The 22946-nt window shown below is 71.1% G+C and carries 20 protein-coding genes; all 20 read left to right on the top strand.

From position 1 onward, the window contains the following. Window positions 1-77: 77 nt before the first annotated feature. On the top strand, window positions 78-353 hold the full coding sequence (locus EV284_RS32415; protein ID WP_130340574.1) for a hypothetical protein: 276 nt from the start codon (window positions 78-80) through the stop codon (window positions 351-353). After that, complete coding sequence (locus tag EV284_RS32420) at window positions 350-1600, top strand: hypothetical protein (RefSeq protein ID WP_242625887.1); 1251 nt, start codon at window positions 350-352, stop codon at window positions 1598-1600. The genes EV284_RS32415 and EV284_RS32420 overlap by 4 nt, the downstream gene beginning before the upstream one ends. 96 nt (window positions 1601-1696) lie before the next feature. Continuing rightward, window positions 1697-2188 (top strand): IPT/TIG domain-containing protein, encoded by a 492-nt coding sequence (locus EV284_RS32425; RefSeq protein ID WP_130340578.1) that lies wholly within the window; start codon window positions 1697-1699, stop codon window positions 2186-2188. Window positions 2189-2325: 137 nt separating this feature from the next. Next, window positions 2326-2874 (top strand): hypothetical protein, encoded by a 549-nt coding sequence (locus EV284_RS32430; RefSeq protein WP_130340580.1) that lies wholly within the window; start codon window positions 2326-2328, stop codon window positions 2872-2874. 13 nt (window positions 2875-2887) lie between these two features. Then, window positions 2888-3742 carry a hypothetical protein gene (locus EV284_RS32435; protein WP_130340582.1) on the top strand — a complete coding sequence of 285 codons (855 nt, stop codon included), beginning with the start codon at window positions 2888-2890 and terminating at the stop codon, window positions 3740-3742. 18 nt (window positions 3743-3760) lie between these two features. Further along, window positions 3761-4093: a hypothetical protein gene (locus EV284_RS32440; RefSeq protein ID WP_130340584.1), complete on the top strand. Its 333-nt coding sequence runs from the start codon at window positions 3761-3763 to the stop codon at window positions 4091-4093. Continuing rightward, complete coding sequence (locus EV284_RS32445) at window positions 4093-4623, top strand: hypothetical protein (RefSeq protein WP_130340586.1); 531 nt, start codon at window positions 4093-4095, stop codon at window positions 4621-4623. The genes EV284_RS32440 and EV284_RS32445 overlap by 1 nt, the downstream gene beginning before the upstream one ends. Before the next feature lie 83 nt (window positions 4624-4706). Then, entirely contained in the window at window positions 4707-4964 is a 258-nt protein-coding gene (locus EV284_RS32450) for a hypothetical protein (protein ID WP_130340588.1), read from the top strand. Next, window positions 4964-5407 carry a hypothetical protein gene (locus EV284_RS32455; RefSeq protein WP_130340590.1) on the top strand — a complete coding sequence of 148 codons (444 nt, stop codon included), beginning with the start codon at window positions 4964-4966 and terminating at the stop codon, window positions 5405-5407. Before EV284_RS32450 ends, EV284_RS32455 begins: the two co-directional genes overlap by 1 nt. Window positions 5408-5481: 74 nt before the next feature. After that, window positions 5482-6069 carry a hypothetical protein gene (locus tag EV284_RS32460; RefSeq protein WP_130340592.1) on the top strand — a complete coding sequence of 196 codons (588 nt, stop codon included), beginning with the start codon at window positions 5482-5484 and terminating at the stop codon, window positions 6067-6069. 101 nt (window positions 6070-6170) lie between these two features. Continuing rightward, on the top strand, window positions 6171-6713 hold the full coding sequence (locus tag EV284_RS32465) for a hypothetical protein (RefSeq protein ID WP_130340594.1): 543 nt from the start codon (window positions 6171-6173) through the stop codon (window positions 6711-6713). A 300-nt stretch (window positions 6714-7013) separates the two neighbouring features. Beyond that, on the top strand, window positions 7014-11036 hold the full coding sequence (locus EV284_RS32895) for a hypothetical protein (protein WP_165425701.1): 4023 nt from the start codon (window positions 7014-7016) through the stop codon (window positions 11034-11036). Continuing rightward, complete coding sequence (locus EV284_RS32475; protein WP_130340596.1) at window positions 11023-12066, top strand: hypothetical protein; 1044 nt, start codon at window positions 11023-11025, stop codon at window positions 12064-12066. Before EV284_RS32895 ends, EV284_RS32475 begins: the two co-directional genes overlap by 14 nt. 61 nt (window positions 12067-12127) lie before the next feature. Continuing rightward, on the top strand, window positions 12128-13096 hold the full coding sequence (locus EV284_RS32480) for a hypothetical protein (protein WP_130340598.1): 969 nt from the start codon (window positions 12128-12130) through the stop codon (window positions 13094-13096). Continuing rightward, window positions 13096-14298 carry a hypothetical protein gene (locus tag EV284_RS32485; protein WP_242625888.1) on the top strand — a complete coding sequence of 401 codons (1203 nt, stop codon included), beginning with the start codon at window positions 13096-13098 and terminating at the stop codon, window positions 14296-14298. Before EV284_RS32480 ends, EV284_RS32485 begins: the two co-directional genes overlap by 1 nt. Before the next feature lie 90 nt (window positions 14299-14388). Then, the gene (locus EV284_RS32490; RefSeq protein ID WP_130340600.1) at window positions 14389-19932 is read left to right on the top strand and encodes a hypothetical protein; all 5544 of its coding nucleotides are present in this window, start codon (window positions 14389-14391) and stop codon (window positions 19930-19932) included. A gap of 8 nt (window positions 19933-19940) precedes the next feature. Continuing rightward, window positions 19941-20333: a hypothetical protein gene (locus EV284_RS32495; RefSeq protein ID WP_242625889.1), complete on the top strand. Its 393-nt coding sequence runs from the start codon at window positions 19941-19943 to the stop codon at window positions 20331-20333. A gap of 102 nt (window positions 20334-20435) precedes the next feature. Further along, entirely contained in the window at window positions 20436-20864 is a 429-nt protein-coding gene (locus tag EV284_RS32500; protein ID WP_130340602.1) for a hypothetical protein, read from the top strand. A 67-nt stretch (window positions 20865-20931) separates the two neighbouring features. Then, window positions 20932-21249: a hypothetical protein gene (locus tag EV284_RS32505; RefSeq protein ID WP_130340604.1), complete on the top strand. Its 318-nt coding sequence runs from the start codon at window positions 20932-20934 to the stop codon at window positions 21247-21249. Between the two features lie 337 nt (window positions 21250-21586). After that, complete coding sequence (locus EV284_RS32510) at window positions 21587-22405, top strand: hypothetical protein (protein WP_130340606.1); 819 nt, start codon at window positions 21587-21589, stop codon at window positions 22403-22405. Window positions 22406-22946 lie beyond the last annotated feature (541 nt).

Below are 22946 nucleotides of genomic sequence, written 5' to 3' on the forward strand. Positions count from 1 at the left end.
AGCGGTCGGGCGACGTAAGGACGGGGCGGACTCTACGGTCCGCCCCGTTCGTTGTTCTGCGGTGGCTGGAGGAGCCGGTGAGTGAGAAGCAGTCCGTGGGCCTGGTAGAGGAGTTGGAGGCGCTGACCGGCGCGACCAGCCTCCGCCGGGGCCCGCAGTGCGGAGTCGGCGCGTTCCTCGCCGAGCTGGAAGAGACGGAGGCCGCCGCGCTCCGAAGCGTGCTGGACTCCGCGCGCGTGCCCGCTCGGGCCATCGCGGACACCATCAGCCGGCACAGCGACCCGGTGTCGGCGTACACCGTGAACCGGCACCGCCGCCGGGGCGAGTCCAACGGATGCAGGTGCGAGCGATGACCCTGACCGCAGAGCTGGACGCCCTCCTCGAACCGGCCGCGGCCGCACAGTCCGGGCCGACCCAGGTGGTGCGGCCGCAGCCCGCGGCGCCGCGCGGCTGGGAGAGCGGCGTGCGCTGGGAGCCGGACGGCACGATGGTGGTCACCGCGCCGCCCGCAGAGACGCAGCCCGCCGGCGGCGTGGAGGAGTGGCGGCGCCGCGTCGAGGAGATGGGACTCGCCGTCCCCGACGGGTTCACCGTCCGCCTCGTCGAGGCGAAGCACGACCCGGCCGCCTGGCACCGTGACAAGCAGGGCGAGGACGCGGTCACCCGCGCGGTGTGGCGTTGCCGGTACGTCATCGAGCCCGCCGCGCCCGCCTGGAAGTCCGCCGGGGATCTGGACGCCCTGGTCCGTGACGCCATGCGGCGCCGCCGCAAACCCCGTACGGCCGTGGACACCGCCGAGCGGGCCCTGGTCGTGGTGTACGCCGACGCGCAGGCCGGAAAGGTCGGCCGGGACGGCGGCACCCCCGAGCTGGTCGCGCGGATCGCCGACCGCTTCGACCGGCTCGACGACCACATACGGGACCTCAAGACCGTGGGGCGCGCCCCGTCCGCCGCGTACTGGATGGACGCCGGCGACTGCGTCGAAGGATTCGAGAACACGGCCGCGCAGGCGTTCACCAACGACCTCACGCTGACCGAGATGATCCGCGTGCACCGCAGGTTGACGTTCGAGGGCCTGGACCGGCTCGCCGGACGCTTCGGCCGGGTCGTCGCCGCGACGTGCGGCTCCAACCACGCCCGGGTGCGGCGCGGGAAGGACGCTGTCGGCCCCCCGGTCGACGACTGGGGCATCGAGGTCATGTCCCAGGTCGCGGACGCCTACGCCCGCAACCAGGACGCGTACGGGCACGTCTCGTTCGTGATGCCGGAGCGGTGGCGGGACACCGTGTCCCTGGACGTCGCCGGGACGGTCGTGGGCCTCGCGCACGGCCACCAGTACCCGCGCCCGGAGAAGGCCGGGGATTGGTGGCGCGGCCAGACCTTCGGCCGGCAGCCCGTCGCCGACGCCCAGATCCTCATCTCCGGCCACTACCACCACTTCAGGGCGCAGCAGATGGGGCACGGCAGGCTCCACATCCAGGCGCCCACCCTGGACAACGGCTCGGACTGGTACACGGTGCGCTCCGGCGAGGTGTCCACGGCCGGGCTGCTCGTGTTCAGCGTCGGCCCGGACGGCTGGGACGACCTGCGGATTCTGTGAGCCGACCGGCTCGGCCCGGCAGGACGCGACGGTAACCGCACCGGTAGGCCACGGTGCCCCCGCTCGAAACGACAACCGTGAAAGAGGTACCAGGGCATGGGGCTCTACACCGCAGCAGGAACCCGGATCGCCAAGGCGGCCTTCCCCGCCTCGGCCGCGCCGATCACCGACCCCGAGGTAGTGGTGACCGCCGACGTCTACGGCACCCGGCACTCCGACGAGGGCAGCTACTACACCGGCGACACCAACGACCGGGCCCCCGAGGGCGACATCAAGACCCTCGCGTTCCGCGCCGGGCAGGTGGTCCGCCAGTCGCAGATCGACCGCATGTACTCCCCGGCGGTCATCGCCAGCATCAGCCCGGCCACGGGTCCGGTCGCCGGTGGCACCGTGGTCACGATCACCGGGAAGTACCTGGACGGTGTCAGCGACGTCAAGTTCAACGGGGCGTCGGGCACCGCGCTGAAGATCGTGTCGCCGACGAAGCTGACCGTGACCGCACCGGCGGGCACCGCCGGCGCCCGGGACGTCGTCCTGGTCGACGACGCCGGCAACGTCACCAAGACGGGAGGCTTCACCTACTCCTGATCCGCGCACGACCTGGTGGCCCCCTCACTCGCCGGTGAGGGGGCCACCTTCGTGTCCGGGTGGGCGCGACACAAGCCCTCGACGCTGTGCAGGGTGCCCGCTGATCGGATACCCGGAGCCCGAGAGGGAGAGCCATCATGGCCGCCAGCACCACGCGTGCCCCCCGCAAGACCGCCGCGGCGAAGGCGGCAGAAGCCGCCAGCGCGGCCGAAGAGACCCCGCAGGCCACCGACACCGGTGACCAGGGCGGAGAGAACGCGACCGCCCCCGACACGGCGCCACTGGAGCCGCCGGCCTCGGCCGACGAGCCTGCCGTAGAGAGCCCGAAGGCGCCCGACGCGGCGCCGCTGGAGCCGCCGGCCGCACCGGAGGAGCCGGAGCCCGAGGAGCGCACCTACGTCTTCTCCACCGAGGCCATCCCGGACGCGGCGCACCTCGTGGAGGTCATCCTCGACGACGCCACGAAGGCACCCCCGGCGGACCTGGACGCCGTGTTCCAGCCTGCCCCGCCATACGGCACGGAGATGGTGTGCCAGCTCCGCCTGGTCGAGCGGGCGTTCCTCGGCCCGCACAGCAACCCCATCGAGCGGCTGCTGATGCCCGAGGGCGCGCTCGTTGCGCCCCACATCGCCGCCCGCGTCCTGGAGCGCCTGCGCGCCCAGGCCGACGCCCGCACCGGCAAGTAGCGGGAGGCTCGGGGTGTTCTACGACTACCAGCCCATATTCGGTGGCGCCGCGTACGACCCGGAACCGGCCGGCGGGCAGATCCAAGCCCTCGTCCTCTACGACGGGCCCGACCGGGCAACCGAGGTAGCCCGCGCCGGGGCGGCTGCTCGGCTGCGTGCCGGGGTGTACCGGTTCGCGCTGCCCGACGTGCCGCCCGGCCGGTACTGGGCCACGGTCACGTTCACCCCGAGCGGCGGCAGCCAGCCCGTCAAGGACCCGTCGCTCCGGCTCGACCTTCCGCTCGGCCTCGGCCTTGTCACGTCCCCGGAGGCGGTTGCTGACGAGCTGAAGGTGCCGCTCCCGCTCACCCCGGCGCAGCGGGACGAGCTGGAGACCGTGATCCGCAAGGCGCAGGCCGACGTCGTCAGCTTCCTCGGCCGGCCCCTTGTCCCGCAGATCGTCACCCGGCAGGCCCTCACCCCCCGCTGGCCTGTCGACGACTTCGCCGACGCGGACTCCTGGCCGGTCGTCTTCGACGACCTGGTGCAGGTTCTCGCCTACCGCGACCGGGGGGACGGCACGTACGACGTCGACTTCCTCATCGGGCTGGACGGCGCCGCCGAGGAGCCCATCGTCCGCTACGTCACCGCCCACGCCGCCGAGTCCGAACGGCAGCGGCCCGGCGGCGTCGGCGCGACCGGACGCCGGGTGTCCTCGGTCAGCGCGGAGGGCCAGTCCATCTCGTACGAGGCGTCACCGGCCGCCGGCCAGGTCGGCGCACCGCCCGTCGTCGACACCCTGGCCCGGTACAAGCGGCTGCTGCTGGGGAAGCCCAGCTCCCCCGCCCGCGCGCCGTGGCCGTACTCGTCCAGCCGCTACCGCCGCTGACCCGGAGGATCTGACCTCATGGCCGTCGTCCTGCCCAACGCCGCGCTCACCGCGTACGTGCTCGATCACCCCTTCGTGCGCGACGCCAACGGTGTGCCTGTCCCCCCGAACCCGGATGTCCGGCCGGAGCCTCGCGGGACCTGGCCGGGGTCGGTGTTGCAGCAGGACGACGGGTCCTGGTCGGTGCGGCTGGACCCGCAGGCGTGGCCGGTGAAGCCGGGGGACACGGTGACGGACGAGTCCGGCCGGTCGTGGACGCTGACCATGACCCGGCTGCACCAGGTGCCCGGCTGCCCCGACGTGGACTACATCGGGGCAGCCGCCACGTTGGACCCGCCGGAGGTGCCCTGATGGCCAAGTTCACGGCGACGCCGGGCCTGGAGGAGGCGCTTGCCCGGATGATCGCCCCCCACGTGCAGCGGATCGCGCACCAGGTGGAGTTGGAGGCGAAGCGCCTCGCTCCGCCCATGAAGCGGTGGGTCACCATGGGCGACGACAAGGTGCGCCACACCCACGTTGCCGCCCAGGGCCAGGAGGTACCCGGCAACCTGCGGTTCGAGGTCAATTCGATGGACTGGGACCGCAAGCACCGCGGCGTCGGCGACAAGACCTACATGACCGAGCCTCGGGACGAGTCCAGCCGCGCGGTCGCCAACCTGAAGAACTGCCGGTGCATGGCCCACAGCGAGCGGGACGGCATCTCCAAGCTGATCAACACCGGGCAGCCGGTCGTGACCGGGAAGCGGGTCACAGTCACCGTGTCGGTCACCGGCCCCCGGATCGTGGAGGCGGAGGTCGGCACGGTCTACCCCGGCAACCTGGTCGCCGACGGCGCGTTCTTCATGGCGCGGGCGGCCGCGATCGTCGCCGTCCGACGCTGACTTGCACAATTGTGCAAGTCGCCCGCAGCCCAGTGTTCCCAAGGGCGCGACATAAGCCGAGCGGCTTTTGCACAGTGCCCGGCATGGCTACTAACACCGCGAAGAAGACGCCCGAGACCGACGCCGAGGACACCCCGGCGGTCCGCACCGAACGCACTGCCCGCACCCCGGACCGGGAGGTCGTGGGCCCGGCGCTGGCACTCGGCCAGGAACCCCAGACCGTCACCCTCGCCCACCACCTCGACATCGAGGACAAGTCCTTCCTGCCGGGCGACGAGATCCAGGTGGCCCCGGCCTACGCCCGCCACCTCCACAACCAGGGCTTCACCACCCGCACCTGATGAGCAGCGACCCGACCGCCAAGGACGCCGACCTGGAGGACGCCGACCCGGTCGCGCTCCTCCTGGCGTGGCTCCAGCAGAGCGACGAGGCCGCCGACGCACTCGGCGGCCTCGACCGCGTGTCCGGCCTTCCCGAGGCGCCCTGGCCCCACCTGATGCTCGATCACGGCCCCGGCGGAGACCTGGAGGACATGCGCTACCTCACCCACCCCGAGGTGATCCTCGACCTGCGCGGCCACCCCGGCGGCTGGCCGGGGAAGGCCGAGCTGCGCCGCATCCTCGTGCGTCTGGTGAAGGCCGCCAAGGGCATCGTCGAAGCCCCCCACGTTCCCGGCCGGCCGGTCGTGAACAAGGTCAAGCCGTCCGGGCTGCTGGTCTGGGCCCCGCTCATCGACGGCCAGCCCCGCTGGCTGATCACCCTCGGCGTCACCCTGCACCCGTGACGACGCGACGTTAACCACCCCGGCTCTCCAAGGTGTCCGCGCCCTGAGCAGCAGACACCTTGGAGAGCCCCGTCATGGCAACGAACGTCACGAACACCGAGATGGTCGTCCCCACGATCACTCGCGTCTACCTCGGCCCGGTCGGCACGACCGCCCCGGCCGACGCCACCTCCGCCCTGGACCCGGCGCTGCGCGACGTCGGATTCACGAGCGAGGACAGCCTCAAGTTCAACGAAGAGGTCAACTTCGAGCAGGTGAAGTCCGCGCAGTCCCTGTTTCCCACCCGCACCTTCCAGACGAGCGACGCGGCGACCGTGGAGGTCGACCTCCAGCAGTGGTCCGCGCCGAACTTCAAGGCGGTGTACGGCGGCGGCACCATCACCGAGATCAGCGTGGCCGGGCCGCCCGCCGTCAAGCACTACAAGTTCGCCCCGCCGAAGATCGGCGGCCGCGGCGAGGTGATGGCCGTGGTCGAGGTCATCGACGGCGGCAAGCACTACCGGTACGTGTTGCCGCGCTGCATGCAGATGGAAGGCGTCTCCAAGGACCTCGCGCAGGCCAAGGCCGCCGTGCTCCCGCTGCGCCTCGCGGTCCAGGGCGGCGACAACCTCGACGCCTGGTACATGCTCACCGACGACCCGGCGTTCGCCCTGACGGCGTGACCTCCAGCGGCAGCGCGCGACACAAGCATCACCGGCTTGGCACTGTCCGCGCGCTGCCGCACCCCCGCGACTCAGCTACGCATCTGGAGAGGTCACACCCCATGTCTTCGGACTCGACTTTCGTCATCGACCTGGACGCCCCCCGCCGCGAGGTCCAGTACCCCCACGGCATCCCGGTCCAGTTCCACGGAGAGCAGTACATGTTCCCGGCCGAGCTGCCGGACGCCGCGCTCGACCCGCTGCTCGCGGATGACCTGAACCTGACCGGGCTCGTCGCCGACGTCTACGAGGCGTCCGAGCGCGACGCCTCCGTCAGCGACATCGTTCTCCTGGCCCTGCGCGGCCGCGGCAACCTCCTGCGCAAGGTCCTGGCAGCCGTACGCGAAACGTTCAACATCCTTCTCGGCGACGAGGAATGGGCCCGCTTCCAGCAGAGCCGCCCGTCCATCTCGGACTACGTACGCCTCGCCGCCGGCCTGTCGCAGGTCTACGGAGTTGAGCTGGGAAAGCTCTTTGGGTCGGACGTCTCCTCCGCGAACGATTCGCAGACGTCGAATCCGACCTCTCCCGCTTCCACGGACTCGACGCCCGACGCGTCTGGCTCCGCCCAGGCGACCCCGGCTTCATCGGGCTCCGCCGGCTGATCTCTTTCATCGACGGTCTCCCCGAAGACTCCCGAGTGCACTCCGGCCCCCTACGCGGCTGGACACGACACCTGGAACTCCTGGCCCGGATCGTCGAAGAGATCGGAGTCCTGGCCGCCGACCGGCGGCGCGAGGAGCCGATAGCCATCGTCCGGCCGGGCCAGCCCGGCGCCACGGCGAGCAGCCTCCCCGGTTCAGCACCGCAGCCGCGGCCCGCACCGCAGGCACCCGCGCCGGCATCAGCCGGTGGCGGCCACAAGCAGATGGCCATGGCCGCCATGCAGAGAGGAATGATCCGTAGTGGGTGAGGGCCTGCAGGCCGGTCGCCTCGACGTACCGGTCGTGGCGGACCTTTCGGGGTTCGCACAGAAGCTGCGGACGGACGTCGAGGCGGCGGCCGAGGGGCTCACCGCCAAGATCAAGCTCAAGGTCGACGGCAAGGGGTTCCGCAAGCAGCTTGAGCGCACCGTCAAGGAGGCCGCCAAGGGCGTCACCGCGACGGTGAAGGTCAAGATCGACGAGGAGCGCGTCCGCTCCGAGATCGACGGCCTGCGCCGCCGTCTCGACGAGTCCGGCCTCACCGTCCCGGTGACGGCCGGCAACGACCGAAACGGGCAGCTCGGGAACGGGGTACGGCGGCAGATCGACGGGGTTCAGGGAGAGGTCGACCGGCGGCCGATCACCGTGCCGGTGACGGCGGGCAAGTCGAATTTCTCCCTGCGTTCCCTGGGCATCGGGGCGATAGCCTCCCTGGCGCAGCCCGCCGTCGCCCTCCTCGGCCAGTACGGCGCCGGGCTCACCGCGCTCGCCTCCTCCGCCGCGCCCGCCGTCGGCGTACTCGGCGCGCTCCCCGGCCTGATCTCGGCCGCAGCGACCGCGATGATCGGCGGCAAGGTCGCCTTCTCCGGGTTCGGGGACGCCGTCCAGGCGGCAACAGCGATCGAGCAGAAGCACGCCGCCGGCACAAAGGTCACCAAGGCCGAGCAGCAGAAGCTCAACCAGACCCTCGGGAACCTGTCCACGTCCGCCCGGAAGACCGTCACCGAGGTCACGGGCCTCTCCGGCGCCTGGGCCAAGGTCCGCAAGAGCGTCAGCGAACGGTTCTTCTCCAAGATCCAGGGGGACATCAAGCCCCTCGCGGACAAGACTCTCCCCCTGCTGGAGGGGGCGCTCGGCGGCGTCTCCGGGCAACTGGGCTCCCTCGCCGCGCGCGGCGCCAAGTACATGCAGTCCGGCGTCTTCCGCAAGGACTTCAAGACGATCGCGGGCACCAACTCGCACGTCGTCGGCAACATGGTCAACGGGCTGGCCAACCTCGGCCACGCCACCCAGGACTTCATGGTGGCCTCCGGGCCGTTCGTCCGCCGCGTCGGCGACGCCGGCGAGAAGTTCACCCTCTGGCTCCGCGCGCAGGCCAAGGCAGGCCGCGAGACCGGCAGCCTCGCCCGCTTCCTCGACGAGGCCGGGAACAAGGCCGCCCAGCTCGGCCGGGCCACCGGCAACCTGATCGGCGGCCTCGGGGGCGTCGGCAAGGCCGCCAAGGAGACAGGCGACTCCCTCCTCGACGGCCTGGAAGGGTCGCTGCTGCGCTTCAAGCGCTGGGCCAACTCCAAGGCCGGCCAGGTGTCGATGAAGGACTTCTTCGCCGACGCCGCCCCCACCTTCCACGAAGTCAACCGCCTGTTCGGTGACCTGATGCGCGGCATGGGCCGCGGCATGAGGGACGGCGGTATCACCGACCTCGTCCGGCAGATCCGCCTGCAACTGGTCCCCGCCCTGGGCACGTTCTTCAACGCGCTCGGACACAGCGTCGGCCCCGCCGTCATCGCCGTCATCTCGAACATCGCCACCGCCATCGGGCACGTCTCGGAGGCTGGAACCGGCCTCGGGGTGCTGCTAGCCGCCTTCAACGGCCTGCTGCACGTCTTCAACGCGGTCATGGCGGTCATACCCGGCGCCAACACGGGACTGGCCGCCCTGCTGGGCACGATGCTCGCCCTGAAGGTGGTCACCTCCGTCGCCAACGCGCTCCGCGGCTTCGGTACCAGGGTGGCCAGTCTCACCGCGTCCAGCCGGACGCTCGGCGCCACCCTGAGCGGATCGCTCGGCGCCAGCGCGATCGGCCCGCAGGCCACCGTCTGGCAGCGAATGTCCGGCAGCTACCAGCGGGCCTCGCAAGAAGGCAATCGGCTGACCGGCACCCTCCGGGGTATCGGCCGCGCCAACGGCGTAGCGATGCGGTCCTTCGGCGGCATCACGTCCGCCCTCGGCGGCCCCCTCGGTATCGCCATCACCGCCATCACCATCGGCCTCGGCCTGCTCGCCACCAAGCACGAGCAGGCCGCCCGCGCGGCCGCCGCGCAGAAGGAGCAGGAGAACGACCTCGCGGCCGCCCTGAAGGCGTCCGGCGGCGCGATCGACGCCAACGTGCGCGCCCAGGCCGCGTCCTACCTCCAGGACGCCCAGCTCAGCAACGGCAAGGGCAAACTCATGGACGCCTTGCGGGCCGGAAAGATCGAGCTGAAGGACGCCACGAACGCCTACCTGGGGCAGGGCGCCTCGGTCGACGAGCTGCGCAAGAAGCTGTACGCCCTCGCTGAAGGCACCAAGGAATACAAGAAGATCGGCGCCGACACCTACGTCCTGAAGATGTCCGAGCAGGGTGAGCAGTGGAAGGCTGCGGGCGACGACCTGGGCAAGCTGGGCGGCCACCTCAAGGACGTCATCGGCAAGCAGAAGGCTGTCGCCGACGCCGCCAACAGCGCCGCCGACAGCGGCACCGGCTCGTACGGCCGCCTGAAGATCGCGGTCTCGGCGTTCAACGACGAGACGAAGTCCTCCGACGAGCGGGTGAAGGCTCTCGGCGCGGCGCTGGACGCGCTGTCCGGCAACGTCATGTCGATCCACGACGCCACGGCGCGCCTCGACCAGACGATGCTCCAGGTCGACGAAGCCATGAAGGGGAACATCCAGAAGGCGGACGGCTGGGGCAAGGCCCTCATCGGGGCGGACAAGCTGGTCAACACCTCCACGAAGAACGGTCAGCAGCTCAACCAGCAGCTCATGGACCTGCGTGATGGCATGCTCCAGGTCTCCACGAGCGCCCGAGAGGCCGCCGACCAGGGGCAGATCCCGCTGGCGCAGGCGATGAAGACCAGCGAGAACGCGGCGGAGAGGGCCCGCGCCAAGGCAATCGATCTAGCCGTAGCCATGGGGGTTCCGGTGCCCAAGGCGAAGGCCCTGGCGGACCAGATGGGCCTCATCCCCAACGAGGTTTCCACGGCGGTCACGACCAACGGCATACCCGAGGCGACGGCGGACGTGTTCAACCTGCGCGGCGAGCTGTCCAAGATCACCCCGACCAAGGGCATCCAGATCAACGCGCCGACCGTGGAGGCCCGCGCGCAGATCGAGGCCCTCGGCTTCAAGGTGCAGCGCATCCCCGGCTCGAAGAAGGTCGCCGTCACCGCCCCGACCAAGGGCGCCCGTGTCGACCTCAACGCGCTCGCCCAGGACATCGCCAGCGCACCGGACCGGAAGAAGGTCACGGTCCAGGCCATCGTCAAGCAGGCCGCGAGCGAGCTGAAGAACGTCCAAAACAAGGTCGCCAACCTCAAGGGCAAGAACGTTGAGGTCAAGGCGCCGACCAAGGTCGCCCAGGCGGCACTGGCCCAGCTCGGCTACAAGATCAAGACCGTCGACGGGACCGGCGGGAAGAAGGTGCGGATCACCGCGCCCACCGGGACACCCATCAGCCAGATCGCAGCGATCCAGGGCAAGATCAACAGCCTGCAAGGGCGGACCGTCAACGTCGTCGTCCGGTACTCCGCGCAGGGCAAGCCGTACATGACGGAGAAGGCCAACGGCGGCATCGTGCAGTACGCCAACGGCGGCATCCGCGCCATGGCCGGCCGGGTGAAGGCGTTCGCCAACGGCGCCGAGCGGCACATCGCGCAGATCGCGCAGGCCGGCGAGATGCGTCTGTGGGCGGAGCCCGAGACCGGCGGCGAGGCATACATCCCGCTGGCCCCCGGCAAGCGCAAGCGGTCGGAGCAGATCCTCGACCGCGTCGCGGAGATGTTCGGCGGCCGCGTCGTCTACTTCGCCAACAACTCGATGCGCCAGTACGCCCAGGGCGGCGTACGCACCCGATCCACCCCCGCCCGCCAGCGAGTCGAGACGGGCCGTGCCGCCCAAGCGCTCGTCGGCGGCGACTTGAACGTGAACGTCGGGGCGGTCGACAGCACCGCCACCGCGATGGAGGACGTGATGTACGAGCTGCGCCTGCTGCGCATGGGAGGGGGCGGCTATGGAGAGTGGTGACTGGCGTCTCGGCTACCTACCGGCGGACAACCTGCCTGGGGCGAGCCTGACGTTCGGCCGGGTGGCGTCCGGGATCTACACCCTGACGAAGCCCGACCTGAAGTTCACCGACATGGAGGTCGGCGACGCGGCCCTGCCGGGCGAGGACGGCATCCGTATGGGCCGGGATTACCGGCGGGCCGCCACGGTGACGTTCGAGCTGGGCGTGGACGGCGTGGACGGTCCCGTAGACCGGCACTGGCCCACACGCCCCTGGGCCGACGGATCGGTGGGCGGCTGGACGCCCATGGAAGCGACGCTCGCCGCAGCGCGCAAGGCCGACCAGGGTCCGGAGCAGTGGTGCGCGGACGGTATCGACATGCTGCGGCAGGTGTGGGATGCCGACGCGGTGCGCGGTAGGGCGGGCCGTGCGGCCTGGCTGATGCACACCAGGGCTGGCCGGACCCGGCAGTTGTACGGCCGGCCACGCAAGTTCGACGTCGCGGACGAACGGTTCGCCAGCCAGGGCTACACGTCGGTGGCCTGCGACTTCGTCTCCGTCGACGACCGCTTCTACGACAGCACAGAGCAGCGCGAGGAGCTGTGGGAGTACCACTGGCCGACACTGCCCTCACGGCCGGGCCGCCCTGCCGGCGGCCCGAATCGTCCCGCCTCGGGGGCGAAGAAGTCTGCGACCATCACCCAGGGAGGGTCGAAGAGCACGTTCCCGGTCATCGTGATCCACGGGCCGTGCAAGAACCCTTCGGTGACCCTCCCCAGACTGTGGTCGGTGCAGGTGAACCTGACGATCGGGGACGGCGAGTACGTCACGATCGACCCGCGGCCGTGGGTGCGCACCGTGACGCACACCAAGGGCTCGTCGACGGTGGGCGCGGGCGACAAGCTGACCCGCTCCAGCGCCCGACTTGCCCAGATGGCCATCCCCCCCGGGCGGTGGACGGCGTCCATGTCCTACGGCGCGATCAGCTCCGTACACCTTGCTGGCCCCCGCATCGAGATCAGGTGGCGGAACGCGTTCGCCGGATGGTGAGCGGGCGACACTAGCTGGTCGGCCGCTGTCTCCTCCTCCCTCCACATGGAGGAGGAGACAGATGGCTTGGGACGGCATCCCGTGGTTCGTCGAGAACACGACCGCGTCCGAGGAGACGTTGCGGCTGATCGTGGACGCGGCCGCGTGCGGGGGCGAAGGCGTCATCGCGGCGGCCGACCTGCTCGTGACGGCCTTGGACGCGCCCGGTCCGGGTGTGCAGGTCGGGCCGGGCGCGATGGTGGCCAAGCGGCGAGGGGCCGCGGGCGGGGGCGGCCAGTCCTACGCGGCCCGCAAGCCGACGCCGGACCAGGAGAACGTTGCCCCGACCGGTGTCGACGGCGGCCGCTCGGACCTGGTCATCGTCCGGATCGAGGACCCCTACGGCGGGGAGACCTGGCCCGAGCCGGTGGACCCGCAGATCGGCCCGTACGTCTTCACCCGGATCATCTCCGACGTGCCGCCGGGCACGACCAGCATTCAGGACATCGAGCCCGGTTCCACTGCCATCACGCTGGCCCGGATCGACCTGCCCGCCTCCACCTCCACCGTCATGGCGGGCATGATCACGGACCTTCGGCAGCTCGCGCGGCCGCGCGAGCAGTTCTTCCGCCGCTACCTGGCCGGGGCGTGGCCGCAGACCGACGACAACGGGGCCGTCACCACCGACTGGGAGGCCTTCCCGCTCGGCGCGACGTGGACGGAGCGAGTCCCTGAGTGGGCGACGCACGTGGCTGCGCACGTCACCATCACCGGACTGCTGCACCCGGACGCCACCGAAGCCCGGGGGCAGGTCCGGGTGTCCTTCGACGACCGGCACGGTGCCGGCATGCCGTACACGGTGGCTCAGGCCGGCCGTCTCACTGTGCAGGCCGGGCACAAGTTCCTCCTGGACCCCGACGACCGCGGGCAGATGCGGGACTTCGACATCGAGGGCATCGGTACCGCAGGGTTCACCGGCCTGCTCCGCGCGGACGCGTACACGGTCCTGGCGCTCGAGGTCGTCTTCTCGCAGGAGCCGGTGAGTACCTGATGGGGTGGCGGTACATCGCGGCGCGCCCGGTCACCGGCGACATCATCGACTGGGACGTGCCCTTCAAGGCGGACTCGCCGCCTCGGCGCGAGCTGAACGGTCCGGGCAGGATGTCGGGGTCGATCGAGCCGGAGTACCTGCGGCTGCTGGCCAAGCCGGACGGCCTGCCGATCATCAGCGAGTGGGCCACAGCGATCTTCGCGGAGTACGACGGCTATATCCGCTGGGGTGGTCTCGTCACCAACGTGTCCTTCGAGCAGCAGGCCATGAAGGTCACCTGTGCCGGCTACACGGCTTACCCGGCCGGTATGCCGTACCTCGGGGACACCATCCGCTCCGGCGCCAAGCAGCACGAGAAGTGGGCGTACGACGGCAAGGACAAAAATCATGACGGCTACATAGACGGCACCCACCCGAAGCGGAAGATGCCGAAGCGGCCGAAGGACAAGGTCGGCAGCCGGTGGGACGCCTACGACGTCGTCCGGCACATCTGGTCCCATCTGCAGAGCTACTCCATGGGCAAGCTCGGCGTCACCCTCGACGGGCACGACTCGGGCTACCTGCTGGGCGCCGCCTCCGGCGAGGACCCGTGGCAGTTGCAATGGTGGGACAACCCCGATTGCGGGTCCACGATCACCGACGTGATGAACCTGGCCCAGGCCGACTACGCGGAGCGGCATTACTGGGACGGGGCGAGGGAGAAGATCCTCCATCACGTCGACCTGGGCACCCGGCGGCTCGGCCGGGCCCGCAACGACCTGCGCTTCGCTCAGGGCGAGAACATCGTGGAGGTCGCCAAGCCGAACTATCAGGGCGACACGTACGCCAGCGACGTGTACGTGCTGGGCAAGGGCAGCGGCGCGAAGACCGCGCGGGCCCGCGTCTCCGCCTACGACGGCAGACGCGTACGGCGCGCCAAGTTCATCAGCCGCAAGTCGACAGCGAACGTCAAGACGCTCACCGAGTACGGCAAGAAGGAACTGGCGAGGCACTCGGAGCAGCTCACCATTCCGTCGATCGCGGTTCGCGCGCACCGCAACGCGCCGATGGCCTCCTGGGCGATGGGCGACCGCATCCTGCTCCAGGTCGAGGTGCCCTGGGCGGGCGAGCTGGCGATCTGGCACCGCATCGTCGCCGAGGAGATCGACATGGAGCGCGACGTGGCCGTGCTCGACCTGACCCGTTCCGACTTCTACGGCTAGCCCAGCACGCGACGTTAGCCCCTAGCCCCCTCCAACCTCCCCGTCTGCCTCCGGAGATCCCGGCGGCAGCGGAGCGGCAGGAGGGGGACGGTGGCGTCCTTCAATCTCGACGAGCGAGAGCGATCGAAGCAGCTCGCGGGCTTCTTCAAGCAGATTGAGGACCGGCTTGGCGCCCTTGAGCGCCCCAACCAGCTCAACGGCGCCTCCATCGAGGGCGGCACCCTCGACATCTACGACGAAGAGGGCGTGCTCAAGGGCTCGGTCGGCGTCCAGCCGGACGGTGGCCTGGCCGTAGTCCCCGACCCGGTCAACACCGCGCCTCCGCCCACCCCGACGCCGCCCACGGTCGAGACGGAGCTGGGCGGTCTGCGGATCGGCTGGGACGGGGCGTGGGCCGACGCCGTGGCGGCCCCCACCGACTTCGCCTTGGTCCAGGTCCACGTCGGCACCAGCGAGACGTTCGTGCCGTCCGTGGCCACCCAGGTCGCCACGATCACCGCGCCGCTCGGCGGGACCATCACCGCCCACGTCACCGGCTATGACCCGGTGTGGGTGTGCCTGGTCGGGCAGAACACGGCCGCGCTCACCGGTGCCCCCTCGGCGCGCGTGCAGGGGCAGGCCCGGCAGGCGGTCGGTCAGGACCTGATCGACGGGATCGTGACCGAGGTCAAGCTGGCCGAGGCTGCCGTCACCGAGGCGAAGGTCGCCACGGCGGCGATCTCCACCGAGAAAATCCGGCAGGGCGCGGTCAACGAGCTGCTGCTCGCCAACGACGCGGTCACGGCGGCGAAGATCGCCGCCGGAGCGGTGCAGTCGACGGCCCTGGCGGACGGGGCGGTCCTCGCGGCGAAGCTGGCCGCGAACGCGGTCACGCAGGGAAAGCTCGCCACCGGGGCTGTCACCGAACTCGCGCTTGCCGACTCCGCGGTAACGGCCGCGAAGGTCGCCGTCAGCGCGATCGACGGGACGAAGATCCAGGACGCGGCGGTCACGGCCGCGAAGCTCGGCGACGCGGCGGTCACGTCCACGAAGTTGGCCGGCGGCGCGGTCAACGCTCTCGCCTTGGCGGACTCCGCGGTGACAGCCGCGAAGGTCGCCGTCAGCGCGATCGACGGGACGAAGATCCAGGACGCGGCGGTCACGGCCGCCAAGCTGGGCGCGGCCGCCGTGACGGCCGGCAAGCTGGCCGCGCAGTCGGTGACCCCGGCTGCGCTCACCGGGGCGCTCGCCGACACCGCGTCCCAGCGGTGGGTCGACACCATGGGCGACCCCACCGCCTGGTCCGTGCTCCAGCTCGGCACGGGCGCCTCCTGGCAGCACCTGACGGGGGTCCCGGACGCCGGTTCCGGTCAGACCGTCGGCCAGGCCGCCGGCTTCGTCCGCCTGCGCGGCAACGTCCTCATGGCGTACGACCCCGACGTGCTGTACCGGGTGGCGGTCCGCATCCGCGCCACCGTGCAGCCGGCCACCCCCGACGTGTTCTACCTCGGGCTCCTCGGGGTGGGCGCGGACGGTCTCACGCTCGTCAACCGGGACGGACAGAACTCCGCTAACAGCCACTACTACGCGGCGGCCTCCGCCCGGTCGCTGCCATCGGCGAGCGGCTGGGTCACCGCCATCGGCTACGTCAAGGGTCGCGCCCTGGCCGGGGCGTCGGGCTCGGCCGGCCCGAACCCTGACCCGCGCGCTCCGGGCCTCGTCCACGCGAACGTCCGCTACGTCACGCCGTACGTCTGGTGCAACTACAACAACCAGGCGAGCGCGGCCGGGACGATGCAGGTCGACGTCGTCTCGATCGAGGCCCTGAAGACGGGTGTGGTCGACTCCACCAACCTGGTCACGGGCAGCGTCACCGCCGCAGCGATAGCCACGGACGCGGTGGTCGCGGGCAAGATCGCCGCCGACGCCATCACCGCGCGAGAGCTGGCCGCGGACTCGGTCACCGCGGGCAAGATCGCCGCCGGTTCGGTCGTCACCGCCAAGCTGGCGGCCGCGGCCGTCACTGCCAACGAGCTGGCCGCGAACTCGGTCACCGCGACTGCCATAGCGGCCGGGTCCGTGCAGGCGGGCGCCCTGGCCGCCGACGCCGTGGCGGCCGGGAAGGTGGCCGCCGACGCGATCACCGCGCGGGAGCTGGCCGCCAACTCGGTCACCGCGGCCGAGCTGACGGCCGGATCGGTTATCGCCGGAAAGATCGCCGCCGGCGCGGTGACAGCGGCGGAGATCGCCGCGAACACCATCACGGCCGGACAGCTCGCGGCGAACTCGGTCACGGCGGCCGCCATAGCGGCCGGGTCCGTGCAGGCGGGCGCCCTAGCCGCCGACGCGGTCGCGGCCGGGAAGATCGCTGCTGACGCGATCACGGCGCGGGAGCTGGCTGCGAACTCGGTCACGGCGTCCGAGCTGTCGGCGAACTCGGTCACCGCACAGGCCGTCGCGGCGGGCTCGATCTCGGCGGACAAGCTGACGATCGTCGGCGGCTCCAACGTCCTCCCGGACCCCTCCTTCGAGGGGGCAGGCGGCGCCGCCATCGCGGCCAAGGCCACCTACCTCTCGATCGACAAGACCTTCGGTAACGGCACCCCGGCCAGCCTGAAGTTGGTGGCCACCGCCGGGGCCGCAACGACCCGCAACGCCGAACTGATGCTCCTGCCCACCACCGCAGGCGATCAGGTGTACCTGGCGGTCGACTATTACCCGTCGACCGACTGGGCCGGGGCCGAGATCAACGTGCACGCCCAGTGGGAGAAGGCCGACGGCACGGTCCTGTCCGCGGGGAAGGTGTCGACCACCAGCCCCGCCAAGGGCGCGTGGGCACGGTTCTCCGGCACGGTCACCGCCCCGGCCGGCGCCGTGCTGGCCCGCATCCGGGTGGAGTCCGGGAACGCGACGGCGGGCTCGGTGTGGTGGGACAACGCGGCCGTACGCCCGGTGACCCCCGGCGTGCAGATCGCGGACGGTGCGATCACCACGCCGAAGATGGTCGCCGGGTCCATCCAGGGCGACCGGATCGCGGTCAACACCCTGGCGGCGGACCGGATCGTGTCCGGGTCGATCACGACCTCCCAGCTCAACGTCACCACCGCGGCGTCCGTCCTGCAGAAGTTCTACGACGTGGGGTCGGACGCCTCGAAGTGGCGGGTGTCGGGGTCGAGCACCGCTACCGCGACCGTCCCGTCGAACCTCAGCTCGGTGCAGGTCGCGGACGCGCAGTCCGGCAGTTCGGTGATGCGCGCGGTCGGGTCGCTCACCGCGGCCTGGCGGCCGGACGTGCTGATCCCGTTCGACCCGAACGTTCTCTACCGGGTGACCGCCGTCGTCCGGCAGACCGTCGCGGGCAGCGACACCACCCAGCAGCGGCTGTACACCGGCGTCGCGGGCATCGCGGCCGACGGGGCCACGCTGGTCAACACCACGGGAGCCGCGTCGGCCGCGACCCAGCACTACATCGCCGCCTCGTCGCAGAACCTCACGGCGGGCGCCGGGTGGGTGCGCGTCACCGGCTATCTCAAGGGGTGGGCGGCGGCCGGCGTGAACGGCTCCAGCGCGCCGTGCCCGACCCCGACCGCACCAGGCCAGGTCCACGCCAACACCCGGTTCCTCAGCCCGCTGCTCTACCTGAACTACAGCGGCGGCACCGGCACGGCCGAGGTCGGGTCGGTCACGATCGAGGTGGTCGAGACCGGCGCTGTGCAGTCGGTGAACATCGCCGACGGTGCAGTCACCACGCCGAAGCTGGTCGCGGGAGCGGTCACCACCGACAAGCTGGTGGCGAGCGCGGTCACGGCCGAGAAGATCGCTTCGCTGGCCATCACCACGGACAAGCTGGCGGCGCTGTCGATCACGGCCGACAAGCTGGCCGTGAACTCGGTGACGGCGTCCGCCATCGCGGCCGGGAGCATCGACTCCACGCACATCAAGGCCGGGTCGATCGCCGCCGACCGGCTCTCCCTGGCCGTCGACGGCAACGTGATCGCCGACCCGTCCTTCGAGGGCGCCACCTCGGACCAGCGCGTCGCCGGACAGAGCAACTGGTCCCTGATCGCGCCGGGCAACGGCACCGCCCGCGCGCTCCAGGTCAACGCAGTCAACGGCTCGGCCACATCCCGGGGCCTGACTCTGGCGACGCTGCCCGCCGTGCCCGGCACCAAGGTGTGGCTGGCCATGGACTACCTGGCCTCCACCGACTGGAACGGCACCTCCGCGTGGATATACGCGCAGTGGCTCGACACCTCCGGCACGATCCTCGCCAACAGCGAGATCAGCACCACGGGCGGGGGCGCCACCACCGTGCTGGGCACCTGGACGACCCTCTCCGGCGTGCCCGACCTCCCGGCCCCGGTGGGCACCGCGCAGCTCCGGATTGCGGTCGCGTCCAACAACGCCAGCGCAGGGACCGTGGCGTGGGACAACGTCAGCGCCCGCATCGTCATGGCGTCCGGCGTGGCCGGAGCGCGCACGGAGATCAGCCCGCGCGGCCTCCAGCTGTACGACGACAACGGGGACGAGGCGGTCGCCCTGGTCACCGGCCGCCCGAACTACCTGACCCTGTCGGCGGACGGGGTGGCGACGGCGACGATCGACCAGACCGGCGCAGCCGGCTTCCAGCGCCTGGCCGTCGCCGAGAACCTGACCGTGGGCGGCACCGACCTGACCGACGTGCTGGCCGCGCTGCCCCGTGGCATCCAGGCCATCGACTACCAGGCCCTGTCGAAGACGGCGTCCGGCACGGAGATGGGCTTCGTCGAGCTGGCCTGCGACATCGACCCGACCCGCATGTACAAGTTCGTGTTCCAGGGCCGGTGTGACCCGTCGGCCGCGGGCGGGGAGCTGCGGCTGTTCCTCCGCACCGGCGGGGCGAGCGGTGCCGCACCGACCATCTCCTCCACCCAGCTCTACATGGCCGTGCACGCCATGCCGGTGGCGACCTCGTTCACCGCGCGGATGGACTTCGTCCGCAGCGGGCTGGCACTCGGGGGCGGCACTCACCGCTTCCTGCTGTCCTTCGCCAACGCCCTGGGCCCATCCGGGCAGACCTGCGCCCTGTACGGCAACGACTACTCGATCGGCGAGTTCTGGATCGAGGACATCGGCCCGTACATCCCGGAGACGGGCGGCTACAACGACGGCGGCGGCACGAGCGCCCCCACCCCGAAGCAGTACACGAAGTACTACAACGCGTCCTGGTCGGGCTCGTACGTCAACCGGGGATCGTACGACTCGTACCACGGCAACCAGTGCTTCCAGGGCTACTACAGCAGCACCAACGGCATGCAGGCGTCCCTGATCGGGTTCCCGTCAGCGCTGGGCTCCGACCTGGCCGGCGCCACGATCCAGCAGGCTCAGGTCTACCTGTACTTCGACCACTGGTACTCAAACGCGGGCGGCAAGGCCGTGATCAAGGCGCACAGCTTCACGTCCCGCCCGTCGTCATTCTCATGCGACCCCGAGGCGAAGACGATCTCGTGGGCCCGTAACGAGGGCAAGTGGGTCGACATCACCAGCGTGTTCGACAGCACGAAGTGGCGCGGCATCGCGCTCGACCCGAACGCTTCCGGCACCACCTACTACGGCCGGGCTCGCGGCTACGGCCAGTCCAACCCGCCCCGCCTCAAGATCACCTACACGAAGTGAGGACCGCTGTGCCCACTGCACCGTTGATGCCCCTCGCCCTGATGGCCGCGCTCGCCAACGAGAAGACGCTGATCCCCCGCGTCCGCATGGCCATCGCCGTCGTCGCCCAGGAGGTGTTCCTGGAGGACGCCAGCACCCCCGGCAATCCCCTGCGATTCAGCCTGGCCCGGTCGGTGCTGTCCCCGACCGACCTCCAGGCGGCCGCGATGATGGTCGGTCTCGTGGCATCCCCCCTGTTCCAGGCCGCGGCCATCACCGCCAACTCCAGCGACCCGGCGGTGATGGCGGCCGCCGTGACCGACGAGCAGCTCCTCAACGCTGTCCGGGTCGGATGGAGCGCCGTCGCAGGGGTGTCCCCCGCCCAGGCGGCCGGGGCAAAGGAGACGCCCATCGAGACGTAAGCCTCCACGGTGATGCATCTTCCGGGCTGCGGGGAGCCGCGAGCCGTACAAGGCTCCGGCTCCCGCGCACCCGACTGACCACCACGACCGAGGAGGCACCCCGTGGAGTGGCTCACCTCGCTGGGGCCCCTTCTCACCTCCGTCTTCGGCGCCACCAGTGCGCTGGGCGGCGCGTGGATGGTGCACCGGGCGACGAACCGCAAGACCCAGGTGGACGAGCGCAAGGCCCAGGTGGAGGAGAAGGCGAGCGAGGCCGCCACCTTTGTCCAGTCCGTGCAGACCGTCACCACCGGCTTCACCCAGCTCCTGGAGCAGCAGCGCGAGACGAACGCCAGAACGCTGGAGCGCGTCACCACGCTGGAGAACCGCGTGGAGCGCCTGGAGGAGGAACAGCGGATGTGGAGACGCTGGAAGGTGGCAGCCGTCGACTACATCCACCAGCTTCGCGCCCTCCTCGACAAGCTCCACGGCATCCCACCTGTGCCGCCGCAGGAGATCGCCGACGACCTGGGCGAGCCCGCCGCCCACTGAGTGAGGGGACGCAAGGGCCCTCGGCCGCGCACAGTCGGCCCGTCATCTCCGTATGAAGGGCTGGACCATGAATCTGTTGTACGCACTGACGGCCGGCGCCAAGGTCGGACTGCTCCTGCCACTGCTCACTGCCGTGGTGCAGCAGCCCGGCTGGTCGGCGCGGGTGAAGAAGTGGGTCGCGGTCGCGGCCGCGGGCGTTGCCGGCGTCGTCACCGTGGCGGCCGAGGGTGGCTGGGCGCAGTTCCACTACGCGCACCTGACCGTGGTGACCCTTGCGGGTGTGCTGGCGGCCTCCCAGACGAGCTACGTGCTGCTGTGGAAGCCGATCAAGCTCGCCCCCTGGATTGAGGCCCTCACCGCCAGAAACAAGCCTCAGCAGGGCTGATATCCCTCTCGGTGCCCATCCGCGCTGTGTACGGCGGGTACCATCTCCCAACGAGGCGGCCGTACCGCTGCCACGACAAGCGTTGAGAGATCCCCAAGCCCTCTATGGCTCCGTTCACCTCAAGCGGGTGTTCCTTTCGGCCAGGCAGGTGGGGTGCGGGAATCGGTCTCGAGACCACCGGGTGCGTGCAGAGCACTCGGGGCCGGGGAGCGGTTGCTCCTGCGATGATCCGGCACACGCCTGTCGCTGGCTGGTACGGCCGTCTCGCTGTCTGTCCGAGCCCCCTTCGCGCGTCCGAGAGCAGCGGGCCGCACACCCCGAACTGGAGGAACACCCCGTGACCGAAGACCAGATCGCCCAGGAGATCGAACGCCTTGCCCGCCTGGAGGACGACGACTTCGTGGACGCTGTGGTCAGGTGCGTCACAGGCGCTCCAGATCGACGACTGCCGCGCGCCGTGCAGGAGGCGGCCCTCTCCTCGCCCCAGCTCGCGGGCCGCACCGCAGACGCTCTGGAGACGGCCCTGCGACGCGCCAAGCACTACAACCAGCTCCTGGAAGGGGAGACCCGACGGGCGCAGCAGATCCGAATCGAACCATGGCGGGCCAAGATCAAGGCCGCCCTGGGGCACATGGAAGACATCGTCGACGACCAGGCCCACGAGCACGCGAAGCAGTTGGCCTCTCTCGATGACGCCGCCCTCGCCGACCGCTGGACCGCGTTCATCCTCGGCGAGCCCGCGCCGGCGCCGACGCCCCGCCGCGTCGAGGCCCTCGCTTTCCGGTCACACAGGGTAGCCGCGAGGGCGGCGGAGTTCTGCCGGCTGATGATGGAGAACCCGGGCCAGTACCTGCCCGATCCGCCCCCCGGGGAGGGCACCAACGCCCGACAGCGCCGCATCGACGGATTCCGGAAGAAGGTGGAGTCCGAGGCCCGGTTCCTGCGCTACGGCGTCCAGTACGCCGACGCCCGCCTAGGCCGAATGCCGGGCGAGCCGAACGTCCGACTGGCCGCTCTCCGTCTGCTGGGCAAGGCCCACCCCGAGGAACTGACCAAGCTGCTGCGCCAGGTCCGCGGCGAAGACCGCGCCGCGCGCCACGAGGCGCGGCAGGATGCCCGCGCGGTTCGCCGCGCCGCGACACCGCGCGCGCGGTAGCCCCGCGCGCTCCGATCGTCCCACCCAGGGCGCGCCCGTTGTGGCGCGCCCTTCGTCATGTCCACGGCGCGGCCAGCCACCCCGCGCGGCCCGCCAGGTCCCGCGCCGCGCGCCCGCGCCGCGCCAGGGGAGGGGAGCGGGCGCGCCCCATACCGCGCCCGTTCCCGGCGCGCGGCGCGGTCTTTCTCGGGGGCGCGGCGCGCCTGGTCCGGGCCGTTCCATGAGGGCGCGCCGGGAGGGGCGCGGTACCGGCGCGCCTGGCCCACAGGAGGCGCGCGCCTGCAAAACCGCAGGCCAGAGGGCGCGCGCCTGTCGAGCAGAGGGAGGCGCGCGCGTCAGGCGCGCCGCGCGGCGCGGCAGGCAGGGCGCGGTTGGGCGCGGTCACGGGGAGCGTGCTGGGCGCGCGGACGGGCGCGCCGCCGGAGGCGCGGTCGGGCGCGGGCGCGGTGGGTGGCGCGCGCGGCGCGGGTGCTGGGCGCGGCTGATGGCGCGCTCCAATCGCGCGGTGGGGGAGGCGCGCCGCGCGGTCGGAGCGCGCGGC

Origin of the sequence: Streptomyces sp. BK022, assembly GCF_004217355.1 — a bacterium.
GTDB classification, from domain to species: Bacteria; Actinomycetota; Actinomycetes; order Streptomycetales; family Streptomycetaceae; genus Streptomyces; species Streptomyces griseoluteus.

Excerpts from the sequence above, each read along its gene's own strand:
- EV284_RS32420 (WP_242625887.1), top strand. The coding sequence starts at position 350 with ATGACCCTGACCGCAGAGCTGGACGCCCTCCTCGAACCGGCCGCGGCC.
- EV284_RS32425 (WP_130340578.1), top strand. The coding sequence starts at position 1,697 with ATGGGGCTCTACACCGCAGCAGGAACCCGGATCGCCAAGGCGGCCTTC.
- EV284_RS32430 (WP_130340580.1), top strand. The coding sequence starts at position 2,326 with ATGGCCGCCAGCACCACGCGTGCCCCCCGCAAGACCGCCGCGGCGAAG.
- EV284_RS32440 (WP_130340584.1), top strand. The coding sequence starts at position 3,761 with ATGGCCGTCGTCCTGCCCAACGCCGCGCTCACCGCGTACGTGCTCGAT.
- EV284_RS32445 (WP_130340586.1), top strand. The coding sequence starts at position 4,093 with ATGGCCAAGTTCACGGCGACGCCGGGCCTGGAGGAGGCGCTTGCCCGG.
- EV284_RS32450 (WP_130340588.1), top strand. The coding sequence starts at position 4,707 with ATGGCTACTAACACCGCGAAGAAGACGCCCGAGACCGACGCCGAGGAC.
- EV284_RS32455 (WP_130340590.1), top strand. The coding sequence starts at position 4,964 with ATGAGCAGCGACCCGACCGCCAAGGACGCCGACCTGGAGGACGCCGAC.
- EV284_RS32460 (WP_130340592.1), top strand. The coding sequence starts at position 5,482 with ATGGCAACGAACGTCACGAACACCGAGATGGTCGTCCCCACGATCACT.
- EV284_RS32465 (WP_130340594.1), top strand. The coding sequence starts at position 6,171 with ATGTCTTCGGACTCGACTTTCGTCATCGACCTGGACGCCCCCCGCCGC.
- EV284_RS32475 (WP_130340596.1), top strand. The coding sequence starts at position 11,023 with ATGGAGAGTGGTGACTGGCGTCTCGGCTACCTACCGGCGGACAACCTG.
- EV284_RS32480 (WP_130340598.1), top strand. The coding sequence starts at position 12,128 with ATGGCTTGGGACGGCATCCCGTGGTTCGTCGAGAACACGACCGCGTCC.
- EV284_RS32485 (WP_242625888.1), top strand. The coding sequence starts at position 13,096 with ATGGGGTGGCGGTACATCGCGGCGCGCCCGGTCACCGGCGACATCATC.
- EV284_RS32505 (WP_130340604.1), top strand. The coding sequence starts at position 20,932 with ATGAATCTGTTGTACGCACTGACGGCCGGCGCCAAGGTCGGACTGCTC.